This is a genomic window from Knoellia altitudinis, assembly GCF_042666355.1.
Taxonomy (GTDB): domain Bacteria; phylum Actinomycetota; class Actinomycetes; order Actinomycetales; family Dermatophilaceae; genus Knoellia; species Knoellia altitudinis.
Window position 1 is genome coordinate 2,121,831 of record NZ_JBHTDK010000001.1, and the last position, 26,999, is coordinate 2,148,829.

26 protein-coding genes are annotated in these 26,999 nt (G+C 70.6%); 15 read left to right on the forward strand and 11 right to left on the reverse strand.

The window, feature by feature from the left end; translation table 11 throughout:
• The first annotated feature begins 39 nt into the window (after positions 1–39).
• The 4 genes from fbaA to ACFQW8_RS10020 all read left to right on the forward strand — a co-directional run bounded on the left by fbaA (position 40) and on the right by ACFQW8_RS10020 (position 3,962).
• Positions 40–1,068 (forward strand): class II fructose-bisphosphate aldolase, encoded by a 1,029-nt coding sequence (gene fbaA / locus ACFQW8_RS10005; protein WP_380086994.1) that lies wholly within the window; start codon positions 40–42, stop codon positions 1,066–1,068.
• Positions 1,069–1,076: 8 nt separating this feature from the next.
• Entirely contained in the window at positions 1,077–1,481 is a 405-nt protein-coding gene (locus tag ACFQW8_RS10010; protein WP_380086997.1) for a DUF3151 domain-containing protein, read from the forward strand.
• A gap of 273 nt (positions 1,482–1,754) precedes the next feature.
• Positions 1,755–2,564 carry a helix-turn-helix transcriptional regulator gene (locus ACFQW8_RS10015; protein WP_380086998.1) on the forward strand — a complete coding sequence of 270 codons (810 nt, stop codon included), beginning with the start codon at positions 1,755–1,757 and terminating at the stop codon, positions 2,562–2,564.
• A 96-nt stretch (positions 2,565–2,660) separates the two neighbouring features.
• Complete coding sequence (locus tag ACFQW8_RS10020; RefSeq protein WP_380086999.1) at positions 2,661–3,962, forward strand: adenylosuccinate synthase; 1,302 nt, start codon at positions 2,661–2,663, stop codon at positions 3,960–3,962.
• 7 nt (positions 3,963–3,969) lie between these two features.
• Here the strand turns inward: ACFQW8_RS10020 and ACFQW8_RS10025 are convergent, their stop codons facing one another.
• From ACFQW8_RS10025 to ACFQW8_RS10035, 3 genes are all read right to left on the reverse strand, one after another.
• Positions 3,970–4,149, reverse strand: coding sequence for a DUF1660 family phage protein (locus ACFQW8_RS10025; RefSeq protein ID WP_380087002.1), 180 nt, complete (start codon positions 4,147–4,149; stop codon positions 3,970–3,972).
• Between the two features lie 76 nt (positions 4,150–4,225).
• Positions 4,226–6,439 (reverse strand): HelD family protein, encoded by a 2,214-nt coding sequence (locus ACFQW8_RS10030; RefSeq protein ID WP_380087004.1) that lies wholly within the window; start codon positions 6,437–6,439, stop codon positions 4,226–4,228.
• Positions 6,440–6,557: 118 nt separating this feature from the next.
• On the reverse strand, positions 6,558–7,550 hold the full coding sequence (locus ACFQW8_RS10035; protein ID WP_380087007.1) for a helix-turn-helix transcriptional regulator: 993 nt from the start codon (positions 7,548–7,550) through the stop codon (positions 6,558–6,560).
• Positions 7,551–7,846: 296 nt separating this feature from the next.
• Between ACFQW8_RS10035 and purD the strand changes: the two genes are divergently transcribed.
• Complete coding sequence (purD, locus tag ACFQW8_RS10040) at positions 7,847–9,127, forward strand: phosphoribosylamine--glycine ligase (protein WP_380087008.1); 1,281 nt, start codon at positions 7,847–7,849, stop codon at positions 9,125–9,127.
• Here purD and ACFQW8_RS10045 read toward each other — a convergent pair.
• On the reverse strand, positions 9,120–10,049 hold the full coding sequence (locus tag ACFQW8_RS10045) for an LLM class F420-dependent oxidoreductase (protein ID WP_380087010.1): 930 nt from the start codon (positions 10,047–10,049) through the stop codon (positions 9,120–9,122). The two genes, purD and ACFQW8_RS10045, sit on opposite strands and share 8 nt — an antisense overlap.
• Positions 10,050–10,093: 44 nt before the next feature.
• Here ACFQW8_RS10045 and ACFQW8_RS10050 point away from each other — a divergent pair, with 44 nt between their 5' ends.
• Positions 10,094–10,537, forward strand: a complete 444-nt coding sequence (locus tag ACFQW8_RS10050; RefSeq protein ID WP_380087012.1) for a VOC family protein — start codon at positions 10,094–10,096, stop codon at positions 10,535–10,537.
• Between the two features lie 33 nt (positions 10,538–10,570).
• Here the strand turns inward: ACFQW8_RS10050 and ACFQW8_RS10055 are convergent, their stop codons facing one another.
• The 4 genes from ACFQW8_RS10055 to ACFQW8_RS10070 form a co-directional block, all read right to left on the reverse strand.
• Positions 10,571–11,179, reverse strand: a complete 609-nt coding sequence (locus ACFQW8_RS10055) for an energy-coupling factor transporter transmembrane component T family protein (protein ID WP_380087014.1) — start codon at positions 11,177–11,179, stop codon at positions 10,571–10,573.
• Positions 11,179–11,874: an energy-coupling factor ABC transporter ATP-binding protein gene (locus ACFQW8_RS10060; RefSeq protein WP_380087016.1), complete on the reverse strand. Its 696-nt coding sequence runs from the start codon at positions 11,872–11,874 to the stop codon at positions 11,179–11,181. Before ACFQW8_RS10060 ends, ACFQW8_RS10055 begins: the two co-directional genes overlap by 1 nt.
• A 31-nt stretch (positions 11,875–11,905) precedes the next feature.
• Positions 11,906–12,493 carry a biotin transporter BioY gene (locus tag ACFQW8_RS10065; RefSeq protein WP_380087017.1) on the reverse strand — a complete coding sequence of 196 codons (588 nt, stop codon included), beginning with the start codon at positions 12,491–12,493 and terminating at the stop codon, positions 11,906–11,908.
• 61 nt (positions 12,494–12,554) lie between these two features.
• Entirely contained in the window at positions 12,555–13,979 is a 1,425-nt protein-coding gene (locus tag ACFQW8_RS10070) for an MFS transporter (protein ID WP_380087018.1), read from the reverse strand.
• Between the two features lie 54 nt (positions 13,980–14,033).
• Here ACFQW8_RS10070 and soxR point away from each other — a divergent pair, with 54 nt between their 5' ends.
• From soxR to purL, 6 genes are all read left to right on the forward strand, one after another.
• Positions 14,034–14,486 (forward strand): redox-sensitive transcriptional activator SoxR, encoded by a 453-nt coding sequence (soxR, locus tag ACFQW8_RS10075; protein WP_380087019.1) that lies wholly within the window; start codon positions 14,034–14,036, stop codon positions 14,484–14,486.
• Positions 14,487–14,520: 34 nt separating this feature from the next.
• A complete protein-coding gene (locus ACFQW8_RS10080; protein ID WP_380087020.1) occupies positions 14,521–15,411 on the forward strand; it encodes a phosphoribosylaminoimidazolesuccinocarboxamide synthase in 891 nt (296 codons plus the stop codon).
• 29 nt (positions 15,412–15,440) lie between these two features.
• Positions 15,441–16,106 carry a class I SAM-dependent methyltransferase gene (locus ACFQW8_RS10085; protein WP_380087021.1) on the forward strand — a complete coding sequence of 222 codons (666 nt, stop codon included), beginning with the start codon at positions 15,441–15,443 and terminating at the stop codon, positions 16,104–16,106.
• Between the two features lie 68 nt (positions 16,107–16,174).
• Positions 16,175–17,170 carry a carbon-nitrogen hydrolase family protein gene (locus ACFQW8_RS10090; protein ID WP_380087023.1) on the forward strand — a complete coding sequence of 332 codons (996 nt, stop codon included), beginning with the start codon at positions 16,175–16,177 and terminating at the stop codon, positions 17,168–17,170.
• Positions 17,171–17,434: 264 nt separating this feature from the next.
• Positions 17,435–17,743 carry a hypothetical protein gene (locus tag ACFQW8_RS10095; RefSeq protein WP_380087024.1) on the forward strand — a complete coding sequence of 103 codons (309 nt, stop codon included), beginning with the start codon at positions 17,435–17,437 and terminating at the stop codon, positions 17,741–17,743.
• Between the two features lie 124 nt (positions 17,744–17,867).
• Positions 17,868–21,767: a phosphoribosylformylglycinamidine synthase gene (gene purL / locus ACFQW8_RS10100; protein ID WP_380088646.1), complete on the forward strand. Its 3,900-nt coding sequence runs from the start codon at positions 17,868–17,870 to the stop codon at positions 21,765–21,767.
• Positions 21,768–21,934: 167 nt separating this feature from the next.
• Here the strand turns inward: purL and ACFQW8_RS10105 are convergent, their stop codons facing one another.
• Positions 21,935–22,396 (reverse strand): MarR family winged helix-turn-helix transcriptional regulator, encoded by a 462-nt coding sequence (locus ACFQW8_RS10105; RefSeq protein WP_380087026.1) that lies wholly within the window; start codon positions 22,394–22,396, stop codon positions 21,935–21,937.
• Positions 22,397–22,467: 71 nt separating this feature from the next.
• On the opposite strand from ACFQW8_RS10105, the gene ACFQW8_RS10110 reads away from it, so the two are divergent.
• Positions 22,468–22,665 (forward strand): hypothetical protein, encoded by a 198-nt coding sequence (locus ACFQW8_RS10110; protein ID WP_380087028.1) that lies wholly within the window; start codon positions 22,468–22,470, stop codon positions 22,663–22,665.
• 24 nt (positions 22,666–22,689) lie between these two features.
• Here ACFQW8_RS10110 and ACFQW8_RS10115 read toward each other — a convergent pair whose 3' ends face one another.
• Both ACFQW8_RS10115 and ACFQW8_RS10120 read right to left on the reverse strand, forming a co-directional pair.
• Positions 22,690–23,490, reverse strand: coding sequence for a spermidine synthase (locus ACFQW8_RS10115; protein ID WP_380087030.1), 801 nt, complete (start codon positions 23,488–23,490; stop codon positions 22,690–22,692).
• A gap of 70 nt (positions 23,491–23,560) precedes the next feature.
• Complete coding sequence (locus ACFQW8_RS10120; RefSeq protein WP_380087031.1) at positions 23,561–25,573, reverse strand: bifunctional metallophosphatase/5'-nucleotidase; 2,013 nt, start codon at positions 25,571–25,573, stop codon at positions 23,561–23,563.
• Between the two features lie 165 nt (positions 25,574–25,738).
• Here ACFQW8_RS10120 and ACFQW8_RS10125 point away from each other — a divergent pair, with 165 nt between their 5' ends.
• Together ACFQW8_RS10125 and ACFQW8_RS10130 are read left to right on the forward strand one after the other, a co-directional pair.
• Entirely contained in the window at positions 25,739–26,128 is a 390-nt protein-coding gene (locus ACFQW8_RS10125; protein ID WP_380087032.1) for a sterol carrier family protein, read from the forward strand.
• A 6-nt stretch (positions 26,129–26,134) separates the two neighbouring features.
• On the forward strand, positions 26,135–26,992 hold the full coding sequence (locus ACFQW8_RS10130) for an LLM class flavin-dependent oxidoreductase (RefSeq protein WP_380087033.1): 858 nt from the start codon (positions 26,135–26,137) through the stop codon (positions 26,990–26,992).
• Positions 26,993–26,999: the final 7 nt, after the last annotated feature.

A 26,999-nucleotide genomic window follows, 5' to 3' on the forward strand; every position in this document is an offset into this window, starting at 1 on the left:
TCGACTGAAGATCCTGCTCGCCGCTTCCAAGGAGAACCCATGCCCATCGCCACACCCGAGATCTATGCCGACATGCTCGACCGGGCCAAGAACGGCTCGTTCGCCTACCCGGCCATCAACATCACGTCGAGCCAGACGATCACCGCGGCGATCCGTGGCTTCGCCGAGGCGGGCAGTGACGGCATCATCCAGGTGTCCACCGGTGGCGGCGAGTATGCCTCCGGCTCGACGATCAAGGACATGGTGACGGGGTCGCTCGCACTCGCGGCCTACGCCGAGCAGGTCGCGAAGAACTACCCCGTCAACATCGCGCTCCACACCGACCACTGCCCCAAGGACAAGCTCGACGGCTTCGTGCGTCCGCTCATCGCAGCCAGCACCGAGCGGGTCAAGGCCGGCGGTCTGCCGATCTTCCAGTCCCACATGTGGGACGGCTCGGCGGTGCCGCTCGAGGAGAACCTCGTCATCGCCGACGAGCTGCTCGCGCTCTGCAAGGCGGCCAGGATCATCCTCGAGATCGAGGTGGGTGTCGTCGGTGGCGAGGAGGACGGCGTCGACAACGAGATCAACGACCAGCTCTACTCCACGCCCGAGGACGCCATCGCCACCGCGCGGGCGCTCGGCACCGGTGAGGAGGGCTACTACATGACCGCCCTCACCTTCGGAAACGTGCACGGCGTCTACAAGCCGGGCAACGTCAAGCTCAAGCCCGAGGTGCTCAAGGCAGCGCAGGACGCGGTGCGCAAGGAGTTCAACACCGCGAACGACAAGCCGTTCCACCTCGTCTTCCACGGCGGCTCCGGCTCCACGGCGGAGGAGATCGCGGCTGCTGTCGACTACGGCGTGGTCAAGATGAACATCGACACCGACACCCAGTACTCGTTCACGCGCCCGGTCGTCGAGTGGATGTTCCGCAACTACGACGGTGTCCTCAAGATCGACGGTGAGGTCGGCAACAAGAAGCAGTACGACCCCCGCGCGTGGGGCAAGGAGGCCGAGGCCGGCATGGCTGCCCGCGTCCGCGAGGCCTGCGAGCACCTCCGCTCCGCCGGCACCCACCAGGCCTGAGGCCGACGATGACGGAGAACCTCCTCGGCATCCCCGAGACCCGCCTCCCCGAGGACCCGGCAGCGCGCCTGCTCGACGAGGGCGTGGCTGCGGACCAGGTCGCTGCCGCGAACCCGACCTCGTCACTGGCCTGGGCCACCCTCGCCGAGGACGCCCTGGCCGACGGCCGGACCGTCGAGGGCTACGCCTATGCGCGCACCGGCTACCACCGCGCGCTGGACTCCCTGCGCAAGAACGGCTGGCGTGGCCAGGGCCCCGTCCCGTGGGAGCACGAGCCCAACCGCGGCTTCCTGCGAGCACTGGCCGCGCTGTCCAGGGCGGCGGGACTCATCGGCGAGACCGACGAGCAGCGCCGCTGCGCGGACTTCCTGCGTGACTCCTCGGCCGCCGGCGCGCGCGAGCTGGGACTGTAGGCAGCACGACACAGCCGGCCGGGCGGCATACCCCCGGTCTGCCGCACTAGCTCACGGCACGGCAAAGAGGGGCTCGGACCACCAGGTCCGAGCCCCTCTGTCCCCTGCCAGGGACGCCGCGCCGAGGCGCTCGCTCGTCCGTGAGTGTCCCCTGCCACCTCGGGACGAACGTGCGCCCATCATGCACTCTGCACAGACATTTCTGCGACACTTAGATGCCAATGGCAGCAACCTGCCGTCCCTCCCACACGGACCAGCACACAGGAGCGACCCATGGCTCGAACGCGCCCGGACGTCACGTCGCCGGGCCGACTCCTCGAGGAGTACTTCGACCGCGAGGACGTGCGGATCGAGGAGCGCTTCCGTGACCTCGGCCAGGTGCGGGGTCTGCTCGAACGGCTGCGCGAGTCCGGTCCTACGCATCCCACACCGGGTGTCGAGCCGATCAGCGACGACATCGCTCCCACGGTGGTCCAACGACTCCTGCACGAGGGCAGCGGGATCCTGCGCAACGTCGTCATGGTCGTCGACTCAGGGCCGGCCCTCGACGACGTCACCATGCGCGACAACCAGCAGTGGATCAGCGATGGCAACCTCCAGCGCACGATCTATCCGGCCGCCGCGCTCGACACCCCGCAGGGCCTGCAGTGGATGCGGTCCTGGGCCGGGGTGGGTGAGGAGCAGCGACTGCTGCCCCAGGTCGGCTCCGAGTTCGCGGTCTTCGGCGAGGCCGGGGCTGTCGGGCTGGCGCGCTGGGGCGATCTCGGCTCCGGCTACGTGCTCGTCCGGGACCCGTTGCTCATCTCGACCCTCACGGCCTACTTCGACCTCGCCTGGGAGCACGCGCACGCCGTGCCCTTCGCTGCGAGCCTGCCCGGAGACGAGCGACTCCTCGAGCTGCTCGGCATGGGGCTCAAGGACGAGGCGATCGCCCGTTTCCTCGGTATCGGGCTGCGCACGGTCCGGCGTCGTATCGCAGCCCTGATGTCGGTCCACGGTGTCGACACCCGCTTCCAGCTGGGTGCCGCGCTCGCCGCCTCACGAGGCCAGACGGCGACGGACCGCGTGCGGCACACCCGTTAGGCTGCTGCCATCGAGGCCTGCCGCGTGAGCCACGCGCCGGGTCCTTCGCATGTCACGCGCGCGCAGGCCCTCCTGCGCAGGGAAGGACACAACAAGATGCCGGCAATCGTGCTCGTCGGAGCCCAGTGGGGCGACGAAGGCAAGGGCAAGGCCACCGACCTCATGGGCGAGGACGTCGACTACGTCGTCAAGTTCAACGGGGGCAACAACGCGGGCCACACCGTCGTCATCGAGGGCGAGGACGGCCAGCGCGAGAAGTACGCCCTCCACCTGCTGCCCTCCGGCATCCTCACGCCGAGCGTCACGCCGATCATCGGCAACGGCGTCGTCGTCGACCTCGAGGTGCTCTTCGAGGAGCTCGACGGGCTCAACGCGCGCGGCGTCGACACGAGCAAGCTGCTCGTCAGCGCCAACGCCCACGTCATCGCCCCTTACAACCGCACCCTCGACAAGGTCACCGAGCGCTTCCTCGGCGCCCGCAAGATCGGCACGACCGGTCGCGGCATCGGGCCGACCTACGCCGACAAGATGAACCGCGTCGGCATCCGCATCCAGGACATCTTCGACGAAGGCATCCTGCGCCAGAAGGTCGAGGCGGCGCTCGCGTTCAAGAACCAGATCCTCGTCAAGATCTACAACACGCGTTCCGTCGAGGCCGACCGGGTGGTCGAGGAGCTCCTCTCGTATGCCGACCGGTTGCGTCCCATGGTCGCCGACACCGCCCTCGTGCTCGAGCAGGCGCTCAACGACGACAAGAACGTGCTCCTCGAGGCCGGGCAGGCGACGTTGCTGGACGTCGACCACGGCACCTACCCGTTCGTGACGTCGTCGTCGGCCACGGCCGGTGGTGCGTGCACCGGGTCCGGCATCCCGCCGACGCGCGTCTCGCGGGTCATCGCGATCCTCAAGGCCTACACGACGCGAGTCGGCGAGGGTCCGTTCCCGACCGAGCTCGACGACGACAACGGCGAGTTCCTGCGCAAGACCGGCGCCGAGTACGGCACGACGACGGGTCGCCCGCGTCGCTGCGGCTGGCTCGACGTCGTCATCGGCCGCTACGCCACCCGCATCAACGGGGTCACGGACTTCGTCATCACCAAGCTCGACGTGCTGACCGGTCTGGACACCGTCCCGATCTGCGTCGCCTACGACGTCGACGGGGTGCGTCACGACGAGATGCCGGTGGGCCAGAGCGACTTCCACCACGCGAAGCCGATCTATGAGGAGCTGCCCGGCTGGTGGGAGGACATCTCCGAGTGCCGCACCTTCGAGTCACTGCCCGCGAACGCGCAGGCCTACGTGCTGCGCGTCGAGGAGCTCATCGGTGCCCGCGTCTCGGCCATCGGCGTCGGCCCCGGCCGCCACGAGATCATCGAGCGCCACCCCCTCCTCGACTGATGTGACGTCAACCCGGCCCGGACGGGCCCCCGCCTCCGACGATGTGGTTGGCCCGCCAGTCGGGCTCGCCGCGGCCGAACTCGACGAGGCCACACCTCCTGCACGTCGACTTGACCGTGTGATCCGGCATCCGGTGATGGTTCCAGCGGTGGCCCGCAAGACGGCACGTCAGGCGCTTGAGGTCCATGACTTCAGTGTGAGCGTGAAGGCCGTCCTGCGCCAGGGACCGGTGAACTGTCGACCGCGCGTGTGGTGTGCGTTCCTCAGCTGGGGCGGAGGACGGTCATGCGGTGCGCTGCGCGGGTGAGCACGACATAGAGCACGCGCACCCCACCCGGTGACTCGTCGATGATCGCGTCGGGGTCGACGACGACGGTCGCGTCCCACTCGAGGCCCTTGCTCGACAGCGGGTCGATGACCTGGACCCGGCCCTCGCCGACACCCTCGAGGTGGGACAGGCGATCGGCCCACCGTCGGGGGGTGATGACCGCGATCGACCCCTCGACCTCCCCGAGCAGCTCCTGGACGGCTGCCTCGACCGAGGCCACCGGAGGTGCCTCGACGGTGCGGTCGACCGGGTCGACCCCGGTCTCGCGCACTGCTGCCGGGATGTCGGCGTCGGGCACCAGCGGCAGGATGACGTCGCGGGCGTAGTCGAAGATCTCGCGGGCGTTGCGGTAGTTGGTGTCCATGTGGAACGCCCGCCGCTCGCTCGACCCGTAGGCCTCGAGCCGAGCAGCCCGCGCCTCCTCGAGGTCGCCCCAGGACGCCTGGGCGGCGTCGCCGACGACGGTCCACGAGGCGTTGCGCCCCCGCCGGGCCAGCATCCGCCACTGCATGGGCGAGAGGTCCTGCGCCTCGTCGACGAGGACGTGGGCGCTGCTCGAGGCACGGTCGATGCGCCCGTGGAGCAGCCGCTCACGGGCATCGGTGGGGGTGATGACGCTGCGCTTCGACTCGTCGCTCACCCGGCGGTCGACACCCGCCCGGACATCGAGGACGCCATAGGACGAGAGGTCGTCGAACTCCTCGATGTCATAGAAGCCGCGCTCCTCGGACTCGGCCTCCTGGACCTGGCCGAGCTTGGCCGACAGGTCGTCGATGAGGGCGATGTCGGAGACCGACCACGAGCCGAGCGCGAGGGCCTCGCGCATCGAGTGGGCCAGTGCCGCGGACTCCTCCTGGTCGAGGACGCCACGGGCCAGCGCATAGACCAGGTCGGTGTCGGCGAAGGTGAGCAGCACCTCGCGCGGGTCGACCTGGCGCCACCACGCGAGCATGAACTCGTCGACGTCGCGTGAGGAGTCGAACGCGTCGAAGAACTCGTCGCGCTCACCTTGGCGGACCGAGGCCCACGCGGCCTGCGCGAGGTCCTCACGCGCCTGCTTGGTGGCGGTGTTGTGCTGGGCGGAACGAAGCACCTGGCGTCGAATGCGGTGCAGCACAGCCTCATCGAGCCGCACGGCGTGGCCGTTGATGAACGACCGGAACTGCGACGGTGCGCCGACGGGGGGCCGGGACGCGGCTCGGGAGAGCAGCCGGCGGATGCGCAGCGAGCCCTTGACCGCCGCGACCTCGGGCTGGTCCAACCGGGTCGCGGTCACGCCGTCGACGAGGTCCCCGAGTGCACGGAGCGAGACGCTGTCCTCACCCAAAGAGGGCAGGACCCGCTCGATGTAGGCGGTGTAGGCGGACGAGGGGCCGACGACGAGGATGCCGCCGGACTCGAAGCGCCGACGCTCCGAGTAGAGCAGGTATGCCGCACGGTGCAGGGCGACGACCGTCTTGCCGGTGCCGGGTCCGCCGGTGATCTCGGTGACGCCACGCGAGGGCGCCCGGATCGCCTCGTCCTGGTGGCGCTGGATCGTGGCGACGATGTCGCGCATCTGGCGCCCGCGGCTGCGGGTGAGGGCGGCGATGAGGGCCCCGTCGCCCAGCACCACGAGACCCTCGGGCGCCTCGGGGACCATGAGGTCGTCCTCGGCACCGATGACGGTGGCCCCGCTGCAGCGGAGCACACGCCGGCGCAGCACCCCCATGGGGTCGACCGGCGTGGCGCGATAGAAGGCGGCGGCGGCGGGTGCGCGCCAGTCGATGACGAGGGGCTCGTAGTCGTCGTCGCGGACACCGAGACGGCCGATGTGCCGGATCTGCCGGTCCGCGGCCGGCGTCTCCAGGTCGCCCAGGTCGAGTCGCCCGAAGACGAGGCCTTCGTACTGCTTCTCGATCGCGGCGCGGCGCTTCGCGGCGGCATACACCAGGGCATCACGTTCGAAGAGCCCGGTCATCTCCTCGTCGCGGACGTCGCCGGTGCGCATCGTCCGGCCACGGGCCATGCCGTCGGCCTCGACGTCGTTGGCACGCCGCGACGCCTTCTCGAGCTCGGCATAGACGCGGTCGACGTGAGCCTGCTCGAACTCGATCTCGCGGGCGACATCGGCCGAGGTGTCGGTGGCCCCGGGGCGCGTGGTCGTCACGATCGAGGCCCTCCCTGCAGAGCTGCGTGTATGCGGTGCGCTGAGCGCACGGAAGCATCGAGTCTACGCGGCGGCAGGCGGGTTCGTGACGGGTGACCGCCGGTCCGCAGCGTCCTGATCAGAGGAAACCGCGCCGAACCGCGATGGTGCCCGCCTGGAACCTCGTCGTGGCCCCGAGCTCCTCCATGATCGCGCGGACCCGACGTTCGACCGTGCGTTGGGAGATGCTCAGCTGCCGGGCGATGGTGAGGTCGCTCGCGCCGGCAGCGAGGAGCGCGATGACCTGGCCGTCACGGTCGGTCAGGCGGCTGAGCGTCGGCCCGCGCGGCGTGCGTGGCAACGGGGTGCTGAGCGAGAACAAGCCCATGCACATGTCCATGATCGCGCTGGCGAGCTGGCGTTGCTGGACATAGAGGGACCCGCCTCCACCGGGCTCGAGGTGGCTGATGTCCAGGACGGCGGCGCTGCGGTCGACGGCGAGCACGGAGAAGGCGAGGTGTGGAGTGAGCCGCACCTCGATGCCGTCACTGCGCATCGTCTCGAGGGCGCTGAAGGCGCCGTCGACCTCCAGGATCGACTGCTCGAAGACGACGAGCCGCTCGGGACTGGGCCTCATGGTGGGGGCGCGCGCCGCGATGATCGACTCAGGCTGACGGATGAGGACCCTGTCCATGCGTTCGCTGCGGGCGACGAGGCGCACGATGCGGCTCTCCGCCCGGCCGGCGGCCCGCAGGAACGCCGCCTCGATGTCCTCGACGGTGTCGAGCAGGGAGACCTCCGGGCTCGTGCGGATGCCGGCCTTCCCGCTCCTGGCCTCGTAGAACAGGTGTGACAGGCCCTCGATCGCCGAGCGGGTGGCGCGGGCCTGCCGCTCGAGGTCGGCTGCGTGGGCCGGGAGCGTCGTGTCGGGAGGGAAGACCTCGATGACGTCGCGACGGGCGGCGTCGACCAGTCCGCGTTCGTGGAGACGGGCGAGCGAGGTGCTGACCTCGTCCTCGGTGAAGCCCTCCTGGAGGAGTGCGGTGCGGCGAGGGGACGGCAGGCGAAGGAGCAGGAGGTACAGCCGAGTGGTCAGCTCGTCGCCCAAGGGGCGGGGATCGGACTCGGGCACGTGCTCACCCTATGGCGGGAAAGCGACATTGTCAGGAATCCGCCGCCGTTCGGTTTGAATGAAGGGTGAACGACGTGTCATGGTGGGTCACGTCGACCTCGTCGACGTTCGCGTAGAGCCTCCGGTTCCCCCCAACCGTGAGTGCCGCGTGAACGGGCGCGGCGCACCCGGGGGTACCCCCCTGCTCCCCGGGCGCGTCGCGCCCACACCTCTTTCTGCTGGCCCACAACGCGCCGGTATGCCGTGTCACGGACTGTTGTCCGGGCGCGCGGTGCGCGCCCCTAGGCTGACTGCCCATGAAGGTTCTTGTCCTCGGCTCCGGTGCCCGCGAGCACGCCATCGTCCGCAGCCTGACGAGGGACCAGATGGTCGACGGAATCGTCGCCGCCCCCGGGAACCCGGGCATCGACACCCTGGCCCTGTGCGAGCCGCTGGCCGACGTGACGGACGGCCCTGCCGTCCTCGCGATCGCCGAGCGCCACCGGGTGGATCTCGTCATCATCGGGCCCGAGGCCCCGCTCGTGGCCGGCGTCGCGGACCTGTTGCAGGACAGCGGTTTTGACGTCTTCGGACCGTCGGCGGAGGCGGCCCGGCTCGAGGGCAGCAAGGCCTTCGCCAAGGAGGTCATGTCTGCCGCCGACGTGCCGACCGGTCTGGCGCACGTGTGCACGACGATCGAGCAGGTGACCGACGCCATCGACTCGCTCGGCGCCCCCCACGTCATCAAGGAGGATGGTCTCGCGGCCGGCAAGGGCGTCGTCGTGACCGATGACCGCGACGCTGCGCTGGCCCATGCGCAGGCCTGCCTCGCCAAGGAGGGGGGCAGCGTGGTCGTCGAGGAGTTCCTGGACGGGCCGGAGGTCTCGCTCTTCGTCCTCAGTGACGGTGTGACGGTCCTGCCGCTCAGTCCCGCGCAGGACTTCAAGCGGGTCGCCGACGGCGACGAGGGGCCCAACACCGGTGGCATGGGGGCCTACAGCCCGCTGTCGTGGGCGCCTGACGGGCTCACCACCGACCTCGTGGCCCGGGTGGCGCAGCCCACGGTCGACGAGATGCGCCGCCGTGGGACGCCCTTCGTGGGGGTGCTCTTCATCGGTCTCGCGATGACGACCCGCGGCCCGCGCGTCATCGAGTTCAACGCCCGGTTCGGCGATCCCGAGACCCAGGTCGTCCTCGCGCGTCTCCTCACGCCGCTCGGCGGGCTGCTCAAGGCCGCCGCGACCGGACACCTCGACGACTACCCGAGGCTGCGCTGGGACGACGCCCACGCGGTGACCGTGGTGGTGGCGTCGCACAACTACCCAGGCACCCCGCGCACAGGTGACCACATCGCGGGGCTCGGCGAGATCGAGGAGGTGCCGACGGCATACGTGCTCCATGCCGGGACGGCCCTCGATGCCGACGGGGCACTCGTGTCGGCGGGCGGCCGGGTGCTGTCCGTCGTTGCTACCGGTGCCGACCTGCTGCAGGCCCGCGAACGTGCCTACGCCGCCGTGGAGCTCGTCAGGCTGGACGGCTCGCACCACCGCAGTGACATCGCCCTCAGGGCAGCACGGGGCGAGATCAGCGTCAGCTGAGCTGGGGGAGGACCGTCGCGGCGATGTCGTCGAGGTGGTCGAGGTCGGTGAGATCCAGGACCTGCAGGTAGACGCGAGTCGTGCCCACCTCGGCGAAGGCGCCGAGCTTGTCGACGATCTCGTCGCTGGAGCCGGCAAAGCCGTTGGCGCGCAGCTCGTCCACGTCACGTGAGATCGCGGCGGCGCGGCGGCGCAGGGTCGCGTCGTCGTTGCCGAGGCAGACGACGTTGGCGCTCGAGAGGGTCAGCTCGACCGGGTCGCGGCGGCGGTCCTCGCAGGCCGCCCGGACCCGGGCAAAGAGCTCGCCGGTCTCGGCTGCGGGACGGAAGGCGGCGTTGAACTCGTCGGCGTAGCGGGCCGCGAGCTCAGGTGTGCGCCGCTTGCCCGCGCCGCCGATGATGACCGGGATGCCGCCATCGTCGCCGGACGTGCCGAGCCCCGGCGCGTCGACGATCGGGTAGTGCGAACCGTCGTGGTCGAACGTCTCGCCCCGCGGCGTCCTCCAGAGCCCGGTGATGACGGCGAGCTGCTCCTCGAGACGGTCGAAGCGCTCCCGGACGTCGGGGAAGGGGATTCCATATGCCGTGTGCTCGGCCTCGAACCACCCCGCACCGAGACCCATCTCGACCCGACCGCCGGACATCTGGGCGACGTTCGCGACCTGGACGGCCAGGGGACCAGGGAGGCGGAAGGTCGCGGCGGTGACGAGCGTGCCGAGACGGATCCGGGTCGTGTCGCGGGCCAGGCCGGCGAGGGTGACCCAGGCGTCGGTGGGGCCGGGTGACCCGTCGCCACTCATGTGGAGGTAGTGGTCGGACCGGAAGAACGCGTCGAACCCGGCGTCCTCGGTGGCGCGGGCGACGGCGAGCAGATCGTCATAGGTGGCGCCCTGCTGGGGCTCGGTGAAGATCCGGAGGTCCATGTCCTCAGCCTAGGGCTGTCGGTCCTCGCCGCTACGTTGCGCAGATGGACGAGAACCCGGTTCTGGGCATCACTGTCGACTGCCACGACGCGCAGGTGGTGGCGGCGTTCTGGTGCCGGGCACTGGGCTATGTCGAGGCGCCGCCTCCGCAGGGGTGGAGTGACTGGCCGAGCTTCCTGCGCGACCACGAGGTCCCCGAGGAGGAGTGGGGTGATGGTGCAGCGATCACGCCCGTCTCGGGGGCGGGGCCGACGATCAGCTTCCTCAAGGTCCCCGAGTCCAAGACGGTGAAGAACCGCGTCCATCTGGACGTCAAGGTCGGCGGTGGCCGGCACGTCGACCATGAGCTGCGCCTGTCCCGGATTCTGGCCAAGGAGGCCGACCTCCTCGCCCATGGTGCGCGCCGGCAACGCGAGGACCACCTGGACGGCCACCTGGACCATCTCGTCATGGAGGACCCCGAGGGCAACGAGTTCTGCATCGTCTGACGGCACAGAGCACGCCGCCGCGCCATGTCGAGCTCAGTCGTCGATGCCTCGAGCGGTGAGGGCCTCACCGAGTCGGTCGGCGTGCCGCAGCGACCGGACGATGAGCGGCACGGCGAACGCGCGCGGGCTCGCCCGGAGCCCTCGCGCGTGCTGTGCCTCACGCACGTCCTGGGCCAGCCCGATGACGACGTGCACCGAACGGATGCCGAGCGCCAGCATGAGCCCGACGCGCTCGGGGTCGACACCGAACCGGCGCAGCCAACCACTCATCCGGACGACGACGTCGACCATCGCCGTCGTCCGGGTCGTGAGCGTCACGAGGCCGGCCAGCAGCACGAGCGAGACGAAGGACCCGACGACACCCACGCCCGTCTGCCACGAGGCGAAGATCCACTGGATCAGCAACAGCGGCACCGCGACCCAGGCCAGCTGGACCACCTGGCGCACGAGCGTGCGGAGCGGGAGGCGCGCGACGGCATACCCGGCAAGGACGAGCACGAGGGCGAGACCGACCTGCCACGGTGACCGCCAGATCGCCAGGGCGATGCCCGTCGCCAACAGCACGAGGAGCTTGGTCCCGGCGCCGACACGGTGCACGACGGACGTGCCCGGGTGGAACAGCGGGACGGCCTGCGCGGCCATCAGCGGGTCGCGAGCGCTCGGTAGGCGGCCACGGCCTCCGCCGGTGCTCCGTCATGGACGATCCGGCCCTCGTCGAAGACGACCACCCGGTCGAAGCCGTCGAGGAGGTCGAGGTGGTGGGTCACGAGGACGACCTGCTGGGGCAGGCCGTCGACGACCCGTCGGACCATCGCGGCGTTGCGCAGGTCGAGCAGCGTCGTGGGCTCGTCGAGGACGAGCAGGTCGGGCTCGGTGACGAGGACGCTGGCGAGCGCAAGGAGCTGCTTCTGCCCACCGGAGAGCAGGTGTGCCGGATGGTCCGCGTGACCATCGAGCCCGTATGCCGTGAGCGCGGCCTGCGTGCGTGCGCGCATCTCGTCCTTGGAGAGGCCTCGGCGGCGCAGGCCGAAGGCGATGTCCTCGGCGACGGTCGGCATGACGATCTGGGCGTCCGGGTCGGTGAAGCAGAAGCCGACCCTGCGCCGGACCTCGCGCCCGTCGCGGACGGTGTCGCGACCATCGATGGTCACCGTGCCGGCGTCGGGGTGGACGAGACCGTTGAGGAGGCGGACGAAGGTCGACTTGCCCGACCCGTTGGCCCCGACGACGCCGATGCGGGGCTCCGCGAGGGTGAGGTCGAGGTCGACCAGGACCGGGCGTCGAGCCGACCCGTCGCCGAAGGAGTGGCTGACGTCGGCGACGCGGATCCGGGGCATCAGGAGGTGTGCGGCACGGTGGTGTCGCGAGTCAGACGGAGACGCGGTCCGCCGGGGCGGTCCGCGGGGCGCGCGCCGGGATGAGGCCGGGGTAGGCCGCGTGGACGCCGGCCGCGACGAACGCGGTGACGACCGCCTTCACGAGGTCACCGGGCATGAAGACCGCGGCGAGCGCCGTCGCTTTGACCAGAGAGACCTCCAGGACGATGGCCATGCCGACGATGCCGACGACGTTGAGGGCGATCACGCCACCGAGGATGTTGGCCATGACGCCGAGGGTGAGGCGGTAGGGGCGACCGATGGACTCCGTGAGGCGGCCGATGAGCCAGGCCGCGAGCGGGAAGCCGATGAGGTAGCCGACGCTCGGCCCGGCGAAGACGCCGAGCCCGCCACGGCCACCCGAGAGCAGGGGCAGGCCGATCGCGACGAGCGCGAGGAGGAGCAGGACCGAGAGCGCGCCGCGCTTCGCGCCGAGGATCGCCCCGGCGAGCATGATGCCCATCGACTGCGCCGTGATCGGCACGCTGCCACCGAACGGTGACACGGCCGGGATGAGGCCGAGGGCGGCGATCACCCCGGCGAAGATGGCGATGAGCGCGAGGTCGCGGGACTTGAGCATGGGACGGAGTGTGCCAGTCCGCCAACGGTTTGCGGCACCCCCGTCCGTGCGCGGAAGTCTCCTACGGACGCATGCGCTGCGTGAGGGTGAGACCGACCACGGCGGCCCCGAGGGAGATACCCATGAGTACGGCGAAGACGCCTCCGTCCAGCGTGGCGTGACGCGCTGCGATGAGGGCGCCGCCGCCGGCCGTGGTGAGGGCGCTCCCCAGGCTCGCGCCGATCTGGGAGGCGGCCGTCGCCCGCCCCTGCTCGTGCTCGGGAGCGAGCGTGAAGATCTCCGTGGCCAGGCTCGGCGAGGACAGGCCCATCCCGGTCGCGGCGAGCGCCCATCCGGCAAGGCCCGGGACGAGGGCTACCAGCTCGAGCGAGAGCAGCACGGGGCCGACGCCTCCGAGGGCGATGAGGGCGAGACCGAGGCGGACGCGGGCCGCGGCGTCGAGTCGGCGCTGCACCGCATCGAGGCTGTGGATCGCGGAGCCGGCCGCCCAGAACACCCCCGTGACGCTCAGGCTGATGCCCGCGAGGGCCGGGCCCACGTCGTGCGTGACGTCGAGCATGAGCGGCAGGTAGCCGCCGACGCCGCCGAAGGCGATGACGAGCAGTGTGCGCAGGGCGATGACGGAGGGTATGCCGGGTGCTGCGGTCAGCGTCCCGGCCGGCAGTGCCGCCCGGATCGTGGCGACCAGCGCGGCTGCGCCGACGACGAGGCTCACCAGCCCCGCGAGGCGGTGGTCGCCGTCGTCGAAGGCGAGGGGTCCGCCGACGCTGAGGAGGGCGACGGCGGTGGCGAGCCCGAGGGCGGGCAGCAGCGCCTTCTCCCGGCCTGCGTCCGGGACCTCGGTGCCTGCCCCCTCATCGCGCCGGACGCTGACGCGGCGAAGCCCCGGGAGGAGCAGGAGCAGCGCCGGGAGGAGGAGGGCGTTCGGCAGGAGGAAGACGAGCCGCCAGCCGACGAGGGCTTCGGCGGCGCCGGCAGCACCCGGCCCGAGAAGGCTGGGGAGGATCCACGCGGCGGCGAAGGTCGCGAACACCTTGGCCCGGAGGTGATCGGGCAGGGCGCGGGCGGCGAAGACGAGGGTGGAGACGTCGATGAGGCCCTCGGCGACGCCGGAGAGCCCGCGGCCCGCGATGAAGACCGCCATGGACGGGGCGCTTGCCGTGACCACCTGGGCGACGGCGAAGGTGGCGAGCCCGGCGAGGAGGACGGTGCGCGACCCGACCCGGTCAACCCAGCGCCCGGCGACGACGACGGCCACCATGAACGTCACCATGGACGCCGCGTTGGCCGGTCCGAACCAGGCCAACCCGTCGAGCGCCCGGGCTGCCGTCGGCATGATGCTGATCGTCGCCCTGTTCTCGAAGGCGCCGAGGGTGACGAGGGCGATGATGCCCACCGCCACCGGGAGGTGCTTGGCGCTGAAGAGCCGCTCCGGTGGGTCGTCGGCCAGGTTCGGCGTAGTGGGCACGTCGGCCGTCGAGGTCATGCGGAGCATCCTCATATCTCAAGCGCGCTTGAGGTCAAGTCGTAGGGTGGAGCCGTGGACAAGAACGACGAGCTGGCCATCGGCGAGGTCGCGGCACGCAGCGGCGTCTCGGTGGCGACGGTCCGCTTCTACGAGGACCGCGGACTCATCCAGAGCGTGCGGAACGCCGGCAACCACCGCCGCTACCCACGGCATACCCTCCGCCGGATCGCCGTCGTCCGCGCAGGGCAACGGTTCGGACTGAGTCTCGCCGAGATCGGTGAGGCGCTCGCGACCCTGCCGTCCGACCGCCCGCCGACCCAACACGACTGGGCGCGGCTCTCGACCGTGTGGCACGACGCGCTGACCGAGCGGATCGAGGCCCTGACCGAGGTGCGCGACGGGCTGACCGGTTGCATCGGGTGCGGCTGCCTGTCGATGACGTCGTGCCCGATCTACAACCCCGAGGATGCGCGCGGTGCCGACGGACCCGGCGCCCAGCGCTGGCCGACTGCGGCCAGGGCGTGACTCGTCCGTCGCTGCGGCTGACAGAATCTGCGGCATGACGACGCCCACGACGCAGTCACCGCTCGAGATCCCCGGCTTCACGCACCTGTACTCGGGCAAGGTCCGTGACCTCTACGTGCCGGAGGGCCGCGACGACCAGCTGCTGCTCGTGGCCTCGGACCGGATCTCGGCGTTCGACTTCATCCTCGACCCGCCGATCCCCGACAAGGGCGCCGTGCTGACGCAGCTGTCGCTGTGGTGGTTCGAGCAGCTGGCTGACATCGTGCCCAACCATGTGGTGTCGGTCGAGGTGCCTGACGTGGTGGCGGGGCGGGCGGTCCTCGTCCAGCGGCTCGAGATGGTGCCGGTGGAGTGCGTGGCCCGTGCCTACCTGACCGGTGGAGGGCTGCGTGAGTATGTCGCCGACGGCACCGTGAGCGGGTTGGCGCTTCCGGCCGGGCTGCGGGACGGCGACAAGTTCGACGTGCCCATCTTCACCGCCTCCACGAAGGCGCCGGTGGGGCAGCACGACGAGCCGATGCCGTTCGAGGCGGTGGAGGCCGAGGTCGGCGTGGCTCGCGCGGCCGAGCTGCGTGACCTCACCACCCGGATCCTGGCGCGCGGCAACGAGATCGCGGCCGAGCGCGGCATCCTCATCGCCGACACCAAGGTCGAGTTCGGTGTCGACGAGCTGGGCCGGCTCGTGCTGGCCGACGAGGTGCTCACCCCGGACTCCTCGCGCTTCTGGCCCGCCGACCAGTGGGAGCCCGGGCACACCCAGCCGAGCTTCGACAAGGAGTTCGTGCGCGAGTGGCTGCTGTCGCCCGGGAGCGGCTGGTCGAAGTCGTCCGGCGAGGCGCCTCCCGCGCTGCCCGCCGAGGTGGTCGAGCGGACGCGCGCGAAGTACGTCGAGGCCTACGAAAGGCTCACCGGCCACACCTTCTGAAACGGGCGGGTGCTCGCTAACGTCGAGGCATGAGCACCCAGCCGCGGGGATGGCAGCAAGAGGCTGACCGACTGGCGAACGTGAGCATTGAACGGGGCGACCCGACGGGGTGGTTCGAGCAGCTCTATGCCGCGGGCGAGTCCGGCGAGGTGACGATGGCGTGGGATCGCTCGCAGGCCCAGCCACTGCTGGCGCAGTGGACTCGGGCCGCCGACCTGGACGGCACAGGGCACCGCGCGGTCGTCGTGGGCTGCGGGCTCGGTGCGGACGCGGAGCACCTCGCCACCCTCGGCTTCACGACGACGGCCTTCGACCTGTCGCCGACTGCGATCCGCACGGCGAGCTCCCGCAACCCGGACTCGACTGTCGACTACCGCGTGGCGAACCTCTTCGGGCTACCGGAGGAGTGGCGAAGCTCGTTCGACCTCGTCGTCGAGACCTATACCGTGCAGGCGCTGCCGCGAGACCTCCGAGAGCGGGCTGTGAGTGCAGTGTCCGAGCTCGTCGCGCCGGGAGGCACCTTGGTCGCCATCCAGGCAGTGCGCACATCGGACGACGACGGGTCCGGCCCTCCGTGGCCGCTCACCCGGGACGAGATCGCATCGTTCGCGCGGTGGGGTCTGAGGGAGATCGCCCTCGAGGAGCATCGCGACGCCGACGGCAGCGCCCGGTGGCGTGCCGAGTTCACCCGCTGACAACTGCGGTTCGGCAGACGCGTGCCCTCCGGCGGAGGAGGCTGTTCTCCACATGAAGGGAGGCCGTCATGGGCACACTCACAGTCGCGGCCGTGCAGGCGACCTATGTCCTGATGGACCGCGACGCGACGATCGAGCGGGTCGACGAGCTGACCGCTGATGCAGTCCGGCAAGGCGCCCAGCTCGTGGTCTTCCCCGAAGTCTTCGTCCCCGGGACGCCCATCTGGATCGACACGAGACCGATCTGGGACGGGGACGCAGAGTGGTTCGCCATGCTCGCGGACCAGGCCGTGGTCATCCCGAGCCCGGCAGCGGATCGGCTGGGCGCCATCGCCAAGAGGCACGGGGTGTGGTTGGTCGTGGGGGTCCAGGAGCGGGAGGAGACCGGCTCCACGATCTACAACACGGTTCTCTACTTCTCCCCCGAGGGTGAGCTGGTCGACCGCCACCGCAAGCTGGTGCCGACCGGCTCCGAACGCACCGTCTGGGGCATGGGCGACGGGTCGACGCTGCGCGTGGTGCAGACCCCACAGGCACGGGTCGGTGGGTTGATCTGCTGGGAGAACTACATGCCCCTGGCCCGGTTCCACCTCTATGCGCAAGGGGTGGACGTGTGGCTCGCACCGACTCTCGCCCAGGGCGATGGGTGGGTCGCGACGATGCAGCATCTGGCGCGGGAGAACCGGATGTTCGTCGTCGGGGTCAACCCTGTCCTTCATCTCGACGACATCCGGGCGGACTTCCCCGACCGCGACCGGCTCGTCCCCGCCGACTACCTCGAGCAGAACGGGCCGTGGATCGAGCCCGGCAACACCGTCATCGTCGCCCCGACGGGTGCCGTGCTGGCGGGGCCGCTTCGCGAGGCGGAGGGCACGCTCGTCGCCGAGCTCGACCTCGCCTCGGTTGCGGCCGCCCGCCGCTTCATGGACCCCACGGGCCACTACAACCGGCCGGACGTCTTCCAGCTCCAGGTGGACACCACCCCCCGCAAGGCGAGTCACACAGTGACGACCGGCAAGGTCGGGTTCAGCACGTCACCCCCTGTCGGTGCCACGGACACCTGAGCACCCAGATCTGTCTCGGGCGCATCGAACGGCGTCGTCTCCGAGCTGGAGGCGCACGTCGCCGATCGGACGCGCGCCAAGGACGTCGAGGCCCGCGAGCGCCTCACTCGCCAGGCCTTCTGAGGCGGGCTCATCCGGGTGGCTGAGGACAGCTCGGAAGGACCATGTCTGCCGTGCGCGGCCGGGAGTAGCGTCCCGAGCGGCTGGCGTGCCGCCCCCCGTGGTGCGCCTTCTGGCCATCCCCACACGGAGAGTAGACAGTCCATGAAACGCATCGCGTCCACCTGCATCATCGCCTTCGGGCTCGTCTTCGGCGGCGGCGCCGCGGCCCACGCCGGGGAGTACAACGGCAAGGGCGGGTCGGTCCCTGGCGGGGTCAACGGCAAGTCCGAGTGCTCCTACTCGGGTCGCGATGTTCCGGACAGCGTGGAGGGCAACCCCCCTGGCTTCGACGACGACGCGCTCACCTCGCAGCGCAACTACACGCAGAACTACGGTCTCTTCGTCAGCCTCGGCCTCAAGGGTGCAGTCCCCAGCCCCGGAGAGGCCTGCCGGGGGAACGCCGGGCACTGAGCAGCCGCCTGTCGCCGAGCGCTGCCACGGCTCTCGGCTCCACGGACGCGACCGTCTGGGGGTGCGGCCGGGCCAGTAGCCTGTCTCTTGGCCCAGTCGCACCACCCTGGAGATCCCCCACGTGATGGTTTCGTCGCACGACCTTGCCCTGACCACTGTCGATGGTGGGTCTGCGCTCTCGCCGTTCCGGGCCCGCGCCCTGCTCGGGCGCCTGCGGGCGGTCGACCCCGCCATCACCGGCGTCAGCGCCCGCTTCATCCACTGGGTCGCGAGTGAGCGGCCCCTGGACGACGAGCAACGAGCGACGGTCGAGCGACTCCTCACCTACGGCGATGCGTATGCCGGCGGGCCGGCTTCCGACCTCCCGTCCACCCTGGTCGTGGTCGCCCCCCGGCTGGGCACGATCTCCCCCTGGGCGAGCAAGGCCACCGACATCGCGCACAACTGTGGCATCGACCTGCGCCGGGTCGAGCGGGTCGTCGAGTTCGTCGTCGAGGGCGTCGACCTCTCCGGCCAGTCCGATGCCGAGGCCTGGGGTGCTGTCGCGGCGGTTCTCCACGACCGCATGACCGAGACCGCGCTGCCGCTGCGCGAGGCGGCCGCTGCCCTGTTCGACGAGCGCCGGGCCGAGCCGATGGAGCACGTCGACGTCCTCGGCGGCGGGCGAGAGGCGCTGGAAGCCGCGAACACGGCATACGGGCTCGCGTTGTCCGACGACGAGATCGACTATCTGGCGGCCGCGTTCACCGGACTGCAGCGCAACCCGACCGACGTCGAGCTGATGATGTTTGCCCAGGCCAACTCGGAGCACTGTCGGCACAAGATCTTCAACGCCGACTTCATCGTCGACGGCGAGCCGCAGGTCAAGAGTCTCTTCGGGATGATCCGCCACACCGAGGCCGTCGCTGGCGCGGGCACGATCGTCGCCTACAAGGACAACGCCTCCGTCATGGAGGGCAGGCGGATCGAGCGCTGGCTGCCGGGGCGCGGTGACGGCCCGTCGGCATACGCCGCTCGTGAGGAGGACGTCCACGTCCTCATGAAGGTCGAGACGCACAACCACCCGACGGCGATCTCGCCGTTCCCCGGTGCCGCGACCGGCGCCGGCGGCGAGATCCGCGACGAGGGCGCGACCGGGCGCGGGTCGGCGCCCAAGGCGGGGCTCACCGGGTTCGTCGTCTCGAACCTGCACCTCCCGGGCACGAACGAGCCGTGGGAGCACGAGGTCTACGGCTCACCCGAGCACATCGCGACCCCGCTCGAGATCATGGTCGACGGTCCGATCGGCGCCGCGGCGTTCAACAACGAGTTCGGGCGTCCGGGGCTGGGTGGGTTCTTCCGCGTCTACGAGCAGACCGTCGACGGGGTGCGTCGCGGCTACCACAAGCCGATCATGAGCGCCGGTGGCCTCGGCTCGATCAGCGCTGACCAGACCGAGAAGGTCCTCTTCCCCGCCGGGACGCTGCTCGTGCAGATCGGCGGCCCCGGCATGCGGATCGGCATGGGCGGGGGCGCGGCGTCGTCGATGGCGTCGGGCACCAACGCCGCCGACCTCGACTTCGACTCCGTGCAACGGGGCAACCCCGAGATGGAGCGCCGCGCCCAGGAGGTCATCAACCACTGCTGGTCCCTCGGCGCCGACAACCCCGTGCTCGCGATCCACGACGTCGGAGCGGGCGGGCTCTCCAACGCGTTCCCCGAGCTCGTCAACGATGCCGGGCTCGGTGCCCGCTTCGACCTGTCCGCGATCCAGCTCGAGGAGTCCGGCCTCGCACCGAAGGAGATCTGGGTCAACGAGAGCCAGGAGCGCTACGTCATGGCGATCGCGCCGGAGTCGCTCGAGCTGCTCGAGTCGTTCGCGGCGCGTGAGCGTTGCCCGTTGGCGGTGATCGGGGTCGCTGCCGACGATGCGCAGCTGTTGGTGGCCGGCGACTCCGACGACGACGTGCCGATCGACATGCCCATGGAGGTCCTCCTCGGCAAGCCGCCACGCATGACCCGCGACGCGACCCGGGTGGCGTGGACCGGGGACACGCTCGACCTGGACGGCATCGACCTGCGGGAGGCGGCATACGCCGTCCTTCGCCACCCGTCGGTGGCGAGCAAGCGCTTCCTCATCACCATCGCGGACCGCACCGTCGGCGGCCTGTCGCACCGCGACCAGATGGTCGGGCCGTGGCAGGTGCCCGTGGCCGACGTCGCGGTCACCCTGGCGGACCACGTCGGCTTCGCGGGCGAGGCCATGGCGTCGGGGGAGCGTATGCCGCTCGCTGCGGTCAACGCTCCCGCGTCCGGTCGGATGGCGGTCGGGGAGGCGTTGACCAACCTGTTGGCTGCGCCGCTGCCTGCCCTGTCGGCGGTCAAGCTGTCGTGCAACTGGATGGCTGCTGCCGGCGAGACCGGTGAGGACGCCGCCCTCTTCGACACCGTTGCGGCGGTTGCGATGGAGCTGTGCCCGGCACTGGGCATCTCGGTGCCCGTCGGCAAGGACTCGATGTCGATGCGGACCAAGTGGACCGATGTGGCTTCAGGCGAGTCGCGCCAGGTGACGTCACCGGTGTCGCTCGTCGTGTCGGCGTTCGCCTCGCTGCCCGACGTGCGCGGGACGCTCACGCCGCAGCTCGAGCCCGACTCGGCGCTCGTGCTGGTCGACCTCGGGGCTGGCGCCAACCGTCTCGGTGGCTCGATGCTCGCGCAGGTGTCGGGCGCCTTCGGCGGGGAGGCACCCGATCTCGATGACCCAGCGCGGCTGGTGGCGTTCGCCGATGCTGTGCGTGAGCTGCGTTCTCGTGGGCTCCTGTCCGCCTATCACGACCGCTCCGACGGCGGCCTGTGGGCGACCGTGTGCGAGATGGCCCTTGCCAGCGGACTCGGGGTCGAGATCGCGGTGGACTCGGTCGAGGCTCTGTTCACCGAGGAGCTCGGCGCCGTGCTCGGGGTGCGCGCCGACTCGGTCAGCGAGGTCCGCGAGGTCCTCGTCAACGCTGGAGTCGGCGAGTTCTCGTCGATCATGGGCGGCACGCAGTCCGAGCGCCGCGTCACCGTGTCCGTGGACGGCGAGGTGCCGCTCGACGAGGCGGTGCGTGACCTGGCGCAGGCGTGGGACGAGGTCTCGTGGCGCATCGCGTCGCTGCGGGACAACCCGGACTGCGCCGACGAGGAGCACGCTTCCTTCGGGACGGACGATGACCCCGGTCTCCACGTCTCGACGTCGTTCGACCCGGTCGTCGACGTTGCTGCGCCCTACCTCCATGTCGGCGTGCGGCCGCGGGTCGCGGTGCTGCGGGAGCAGGGCGTCAACTCACACATCGAGACCGCTTATGCGTTCCACCGCGCCGGCTTCGAGACGATCGACGTCCACATGACCGACCTCCAGACCGGTCGAGCGTCGCTGTCCGACGTCGTCGGGCTGGTGGCGTGCGGAGGCTTCTCCTACGGCGACACGTTGGGCGCCGGTGAGGGCTGGGCGCGCTCGGTGCTCTTCAACGAGGGCCTCACCGAGGAGTTCGCGGCGTTCTTCGAGCGTGGTGACACCTTTGGGCTGGGCATCTGCAACGGCGCGCAGATGTTCGCGGCGCTCGCAGACCTCATCCCGGGGGCGCAGGCCTGGCCGCGGTTCACGCGCAACCGGTCCGAGCAGTACGAAGCCCGGCTCTCGCTCGTCGAGGTCCTCGACTCGCCCTCGATGTTCACGTCCGGCATGGCCGGCTCCCGCATCCCGATCGCCGTGGCCCACGGCGAGGGGTTCGCGAACTTCTCGACCCGTGGCGACCCGGCAGCCGTCCAGCGGGTCGCTCGGTTCGTGAACAACGATGGTGGCGTCGCGACGGCATACCCGTTCAACCCCAACGGATCCCCGGACGGGCTCACGGCGGTGACCACGACGGACGGCCGCTTCACCGCGATGATGCCGCATCCCGAGCGGGTGCAGCGCAACGCCCAGCTGTCGTGGACGAGCGGCCGCGTCGAGGACGTCTCGCCGTGGATGCGGATGTTCCGCAACGCGCGCACCTTCGTCGGCTGATCCCGGCCCTGAGCCTCATGAGCCGGGCAGGCGGCGAGGGGCCCGGCACCACCCAGGACCGAACCCTGCCCTGACGGGCGCAGATCCGGCGCGGGGGCGCGGAACGTTCCGCGCCCCCGCGCCGGAAGCGCGCCCGGATGCCGCGACGTTGGAGCGGGTGGGCCCGGTCAGGACCGCGCGGCGGTGATGAGTCGGGTGAGCCCGTCGCGCAGGCCCTCCAGCTCGTCGATCTCCATGCCGAGGCGCTCGATGATGGCGGGTGGCACCTGCTCGGCGCGGCTCCTGAGGCGGGTGCCTCTGGAGGTGAGCGAGACCGCGAGGGCGCGTTCGTCGCGAGGGTCGCGTCCGCGGGTGACGAGACCGCTGGACTCGAGGCGCTTGAGCAGGGGTGACAGGGTGCCCGGCTCGAGGCTGACGCGGCGTCCCAGCTCACTCACCTTCAGGGGCGTCTCCTCCCAGAGGGCGAGCATGACGAGGTACTGCGGATGGGTCAGCCCCATCGGCTCGAGCAGCGGCTTGTAGAGCGCGATGACGTTGCGGGACGCCACGGCCAAGGCGTAGCAGACCTGTCGGTCGAGGGCCAGCAGGTCGGTCCCCGCAATGGCGGAGCTGGTCTTGGACGTCGGCATGGGCTCGATCCTACGTGAGTTCGGTGATATTGTGAGTGCACAAACAATGAGGGCGCAAAGAAAGGTCGAGAGTGCGGAAGCCGCAGAACGAGGGACTGTCGCTGGGTTACCGGCTCGGCTACCGCATCCAGATGCTGATGTGGGAGGTCTTCGGTCCGGCACAGCTCGGAGCGGGGGATGACCCCCAGATGAGGCTGCGCAACCGCCGCGAGGCCAAGGTCGCCGAGGCCCGCGAGTCGCGCCTGAACCGCGAGGCCGACGCGCGCTGACGCAGGTGACGAGAGCGTCAGGCGTCAGGTGGGAGGGGCGGGGGAGTCGGCGGTGTCGCCGGCGGCGGCGCTGAACGGATAGGCGCCGGCGCCACGCGAGAGCACCTCGGTCGGTCCCACGACGCCGGTGGGCAGGGCCAGGCGAGCCGTCGCGCGCCGCATCTCGAAGAGTGGCAGGGGCCTGCGCGTGGCCGCGAGGACGAGGTTGCCGAACCCCTTGCCCTTGAGGACGTGGTGCAGTCCGACGTAGGCCGTCTGTGCACCCGGCCCCAGGGCGGCTCGGGCACCCGAGGCGACACGGGCGGCATACCGAAGGCCAGGTCGATCGCCGAGGTTCGCGAGGAACATCCCACCGGGAGCGAGGACCCGCCCGACCTCGCCGAGCCACTCGAACGTCGTCAGCGCCGCTGGAACCTGTCCGTCGACGTAGGCGTCGAGGATGACGAGATCGGCACTGGCGGGGGCCAGCCCCGCGATCCCCTCCTCGCCGCGCACGGGCCGCACCCGGATCCGGTGGCCCCGCGGCAGGGGCAGCTCGCGGCGCACGGTCTCGGTCAGGGGCACGTCGGGTTCCAGGACGATCTGCGGCGATCCCGGCCGGGTGGCGTGCATCCACCGCGCCAACGTCAGCCCGGCGCCACCGACGTGGGTCACCCGCAGTGGCTCGGGTCGAGGGAACACCGCGTCGATGCAGAGCGCCAGGTGCTGGACGTACTCGAAGACGAGCAGCTCTGGGTCGCTCAGCGACACGGCCGACTGCGGGTGCTCACCGATGCGGATCCAGGTGACGTCGCCGTCCCGCTCGAAGTCCGCCACGTCGGTCACCCCCTCAGCCAAGCACCCCCTGCGCCATGGCGGCGCAGGGGGTGCTGGGTGGTGCGATCGACGTCGGGCGTCAGCCCTTGACGCGCACGGGGATGTACGCGGTCGTCCCGGTGGGGGCGGCCACGACCTTGAGGTAGACCGTGCGTGGCGAGTCGTCCGGCAGGATCTTGCCGGTCAGCTTGAAGGACACCGTGGCAGCGCCGTCACGCGTCGGGAGCGGCTCGGTGATCCGCCCCTGGACCACGGGGTAGGTGCCGATGGTGCGCCCGTCGACGGAGACCGTCACCGAGGTGTTCCTCACCGCACCGGTCGAGGCAAGGTCGAGACCCTCGACGCGGAACGTCGTGGTCTTGCCGTAGTCGACCGCCTGGGGTGCGCCCAGGACACCGACACCGTGCTGCACCTGGGGAGGCGAGACGGGGCTGTTGGCCTTGAGCCAGTCGACGAAGGCGTTCTGGTCGACGAGGCCGGCATCGCGGTAGTTCGTGCCCTTGAGGAAGGTCCCGAAGTTGTCCGGAGCCGCGCCCACGTTCGTGATGAGGAACGAGGACGACGTGATCGTGTAGGTCTTCGCCGGGTCGATCGGGACGCCGTCGAGGAACACGCCGGTGATCCGGTTGCCCTGGGTCCGGGTCGGGTCGTAGGTGTAGGTCACGCCCTCGGAGAGGCCGAGCGCGAGGAAGCCGCGAGCCGCGGTGGCCGGCTGCCACTGCTCCTCGAGGATCTGCTTGAACTGTGCGCCGGTGTAGTCAGCGACCTTGAGGGCGTTGCCGAAGGACAGGACCGTGGCGGCCTGGGCGAACGTCACGGTGCCGTCGGTGCCGTAGAGCAGGTCGGCACGGACGCCACCGGGGTTCATCACGCCGATGTCGGCGCCGAAGTCGCGCCCGGGGGCGTTGACCGACTCGACGTACTGCTGGGCGATGAGGTTGGACAGGGCCGACTCGCGCTTGCGGTCGCTGGACCCGTCGCGGGTGATGTCGGCCGTCACCTTGCCGACCGGCTGGTTGGCGATCGGGGCGGCATACGCGATGGCGTCGTCGATGATCCTGGACGCGGCCTGGAAGCTCGGGTTCGCGAGGCAGCCTGCGTTCGGGGCGGTGGCCGGGACCAGCGAGGCGTTGTAGCCGACGACCTTCTTGGTGGCCGCGTCGTAGCCGAGCTGGACCTTGCCGACGGAGGCGGCGTACTGGCCGGTCTGGAGGACCGGGCGGGTGGAGCCGGCAGCCTCACCGGGCACCTGCACGTCGTAGACGTAGGCCTGGTGGGTGTGGCCCTGCATGATCGCCGCGACCTTGGGCGAGGTGTCGTTGACCAGGTGCGCGAACACCGGGACCTTGAGCTGGTCCTCGAGCGTGCCTGTGGTCGACGAGTAGGGACCGCCCTCGTGGTACTCCGCGATGATGACGTCGGCCTCACCGTTGGCGGCGTTGCCGTCGGTGAGCTGGTCGGCCACGCGGTTGACGCCGAGCACCGGGTCGATGAAGTCGAGGCCTGCGACGCCAGAGCCCTCGACGAGGTTGGGGGTCTCCTGGGTGACGCCACCGACGACGGCGACCCGCACGCCCGCGACGTCGTAGGTCTGGTACTGCTTGACCGCCGGCGTCTGCGTGCCCTTGAGGAAGACGTTGGCACCGAGGTACTCGAAGTCGGCGCGGGGCTCGACGCGCTGCGTCAGGTCGTCGTAGCCCTGGTCGAACTCGTGGTTGCCGACGGAGGACGCGTTCATGCCGATGGCGTCGAGGAAGTCCAGCGTCGGCTCGTCGTTCTGGATGGACGAGGTGAAGGGCGAGGCGCCGATGAGGTCGCCTGCCCCGAGCGTCAGGGTGTTCGCCGCGCCGAGCTGCTCACGCTGGGTGAGGATCGTGCAGGCGAAGTTCTTGCCCAACGTGCCCTTGCCATCGGTGTCGATGCGACCGTGGAAGTCGTTGAGGTTGAGGATGTTGATGGCGGTGGTCCCCGCGGGGAGCGGTCCGCCCTTCATGTTGGTCGCTGCTGATGCCGTGGTGCCGGCCATCATCGACGTCGAACCGGCCAGGATCAGGCCGGTCGTGACGGCAGCGAGCTTGGTGCCGTGCTTCATGTTGCCTCCGGGGTAACCGCGTGGTCGTCACCGGCAGGGTCCGGCAACCCGGCCCATATTGCCCTGATCAGGGCCGTTTGCACACCCTTGTGTGCGAACGTGACGCGACCGACGCCGATCAGGGGCCGGCTGGGGTGACACCGCGACCGACCTACGATGATCGGTATGCCGCCCCGTCGCCGAATCCTCGTCGCCGACGGTCTCGCTGCACTCACCGCCTGGACCCTCGCGCAGCGTGACGGTGAGGTGGTCGACCGCCCCACGACGGCCCTCGCGGTGCGCTTCACCCTCGAGGAGCTGGGGGTGCGTGCACCGGGCCGCAGCGTCGAGGTGCGGGTGCCACCGTTCGGCGTCGTCCAGTGCATCGAGGGTCTCCAGCACCGGCGCGGCACCCCGCCCAACGTCATCGAGACCGACGCGGCGACGTGGCTCGCCCTGGCCGTCGGTCACGAGACCCCGACCAACGCCGCCGGTGAGGGACGCCTCCGGGTCAGCGGCACGCGAAGCGACCTCACGGCATACCTGCCGCTCTTCCCCGACACCGAAACGAGCTGAGCCGACGTGCGACACGGAATCTCGATCCTGCCCGACCTCCCGTGGCGCGAGGCCGGGCCGCGCTGGCGCGCCGCCGAGGAGATGGGGTTCGCGCACGCCTGGGTCTATGACCACCTCGTCTGGGGTGGGCTGCCCGACAGTGCCTGGTTCCCGGCGGTGCCGACGCTCGCCGCCGCAGCGGGGGTGACCGAGACGATCAGGCTCGGCACCTTCGTCACCTCACCGAACTTCCGCCATCCCTATGTCTTCGCGCGCGACGTCCTGGCCCTCGATGACCTGTCCGGCGGACGCTTCCTCTGCGGGCTGGGCACCGGGGGCGACCTCGACTCGGCCGTCCTGGGCGAGGTGCATCCACTCAAGGCGCGCGTCGACCGCTTCCACGAGTACGTGCCGCTGCTCGACCGGCTGCTCCGCGAGGACCACGTCGACCACGACGGAGACTGGTATGCCGTGCGCGACGCCCGCACGCTGCCGGGTCCGGTCCGCGACCGGGTGCCCTTCGTCGTCGCAGCCAACGGGCCGCGCTCGCTGCGGCTGGCCGCGGCGCACGGGCAGGGATGGGTGACGACAGGGGCCAAGACGGACACGCTCGAGGAGTGGTGGGCGGTGGTCGCCGGTTTGGCGGAGAAGTTCACCGCGATCGCCGGCTCGGAGGCCCTCGACCGCTATCTCCTGCTCGACGCGTCGCCGCAGTTCTCGCTCGAGTCCGTCGGCGTCTACGAGGACATGACGGGGCGCGCGGCCGAGCTCGGCTTCACCGACACCATCACCCACTGGCCGCGACCCGAGTCCCCGTATGCCGGGTCGCTCGCAACGCTCGAAGCCGTCGCCTCCGATGTCGTCGGCCCGGCCGGGGCCAAGTAGCGTGGAC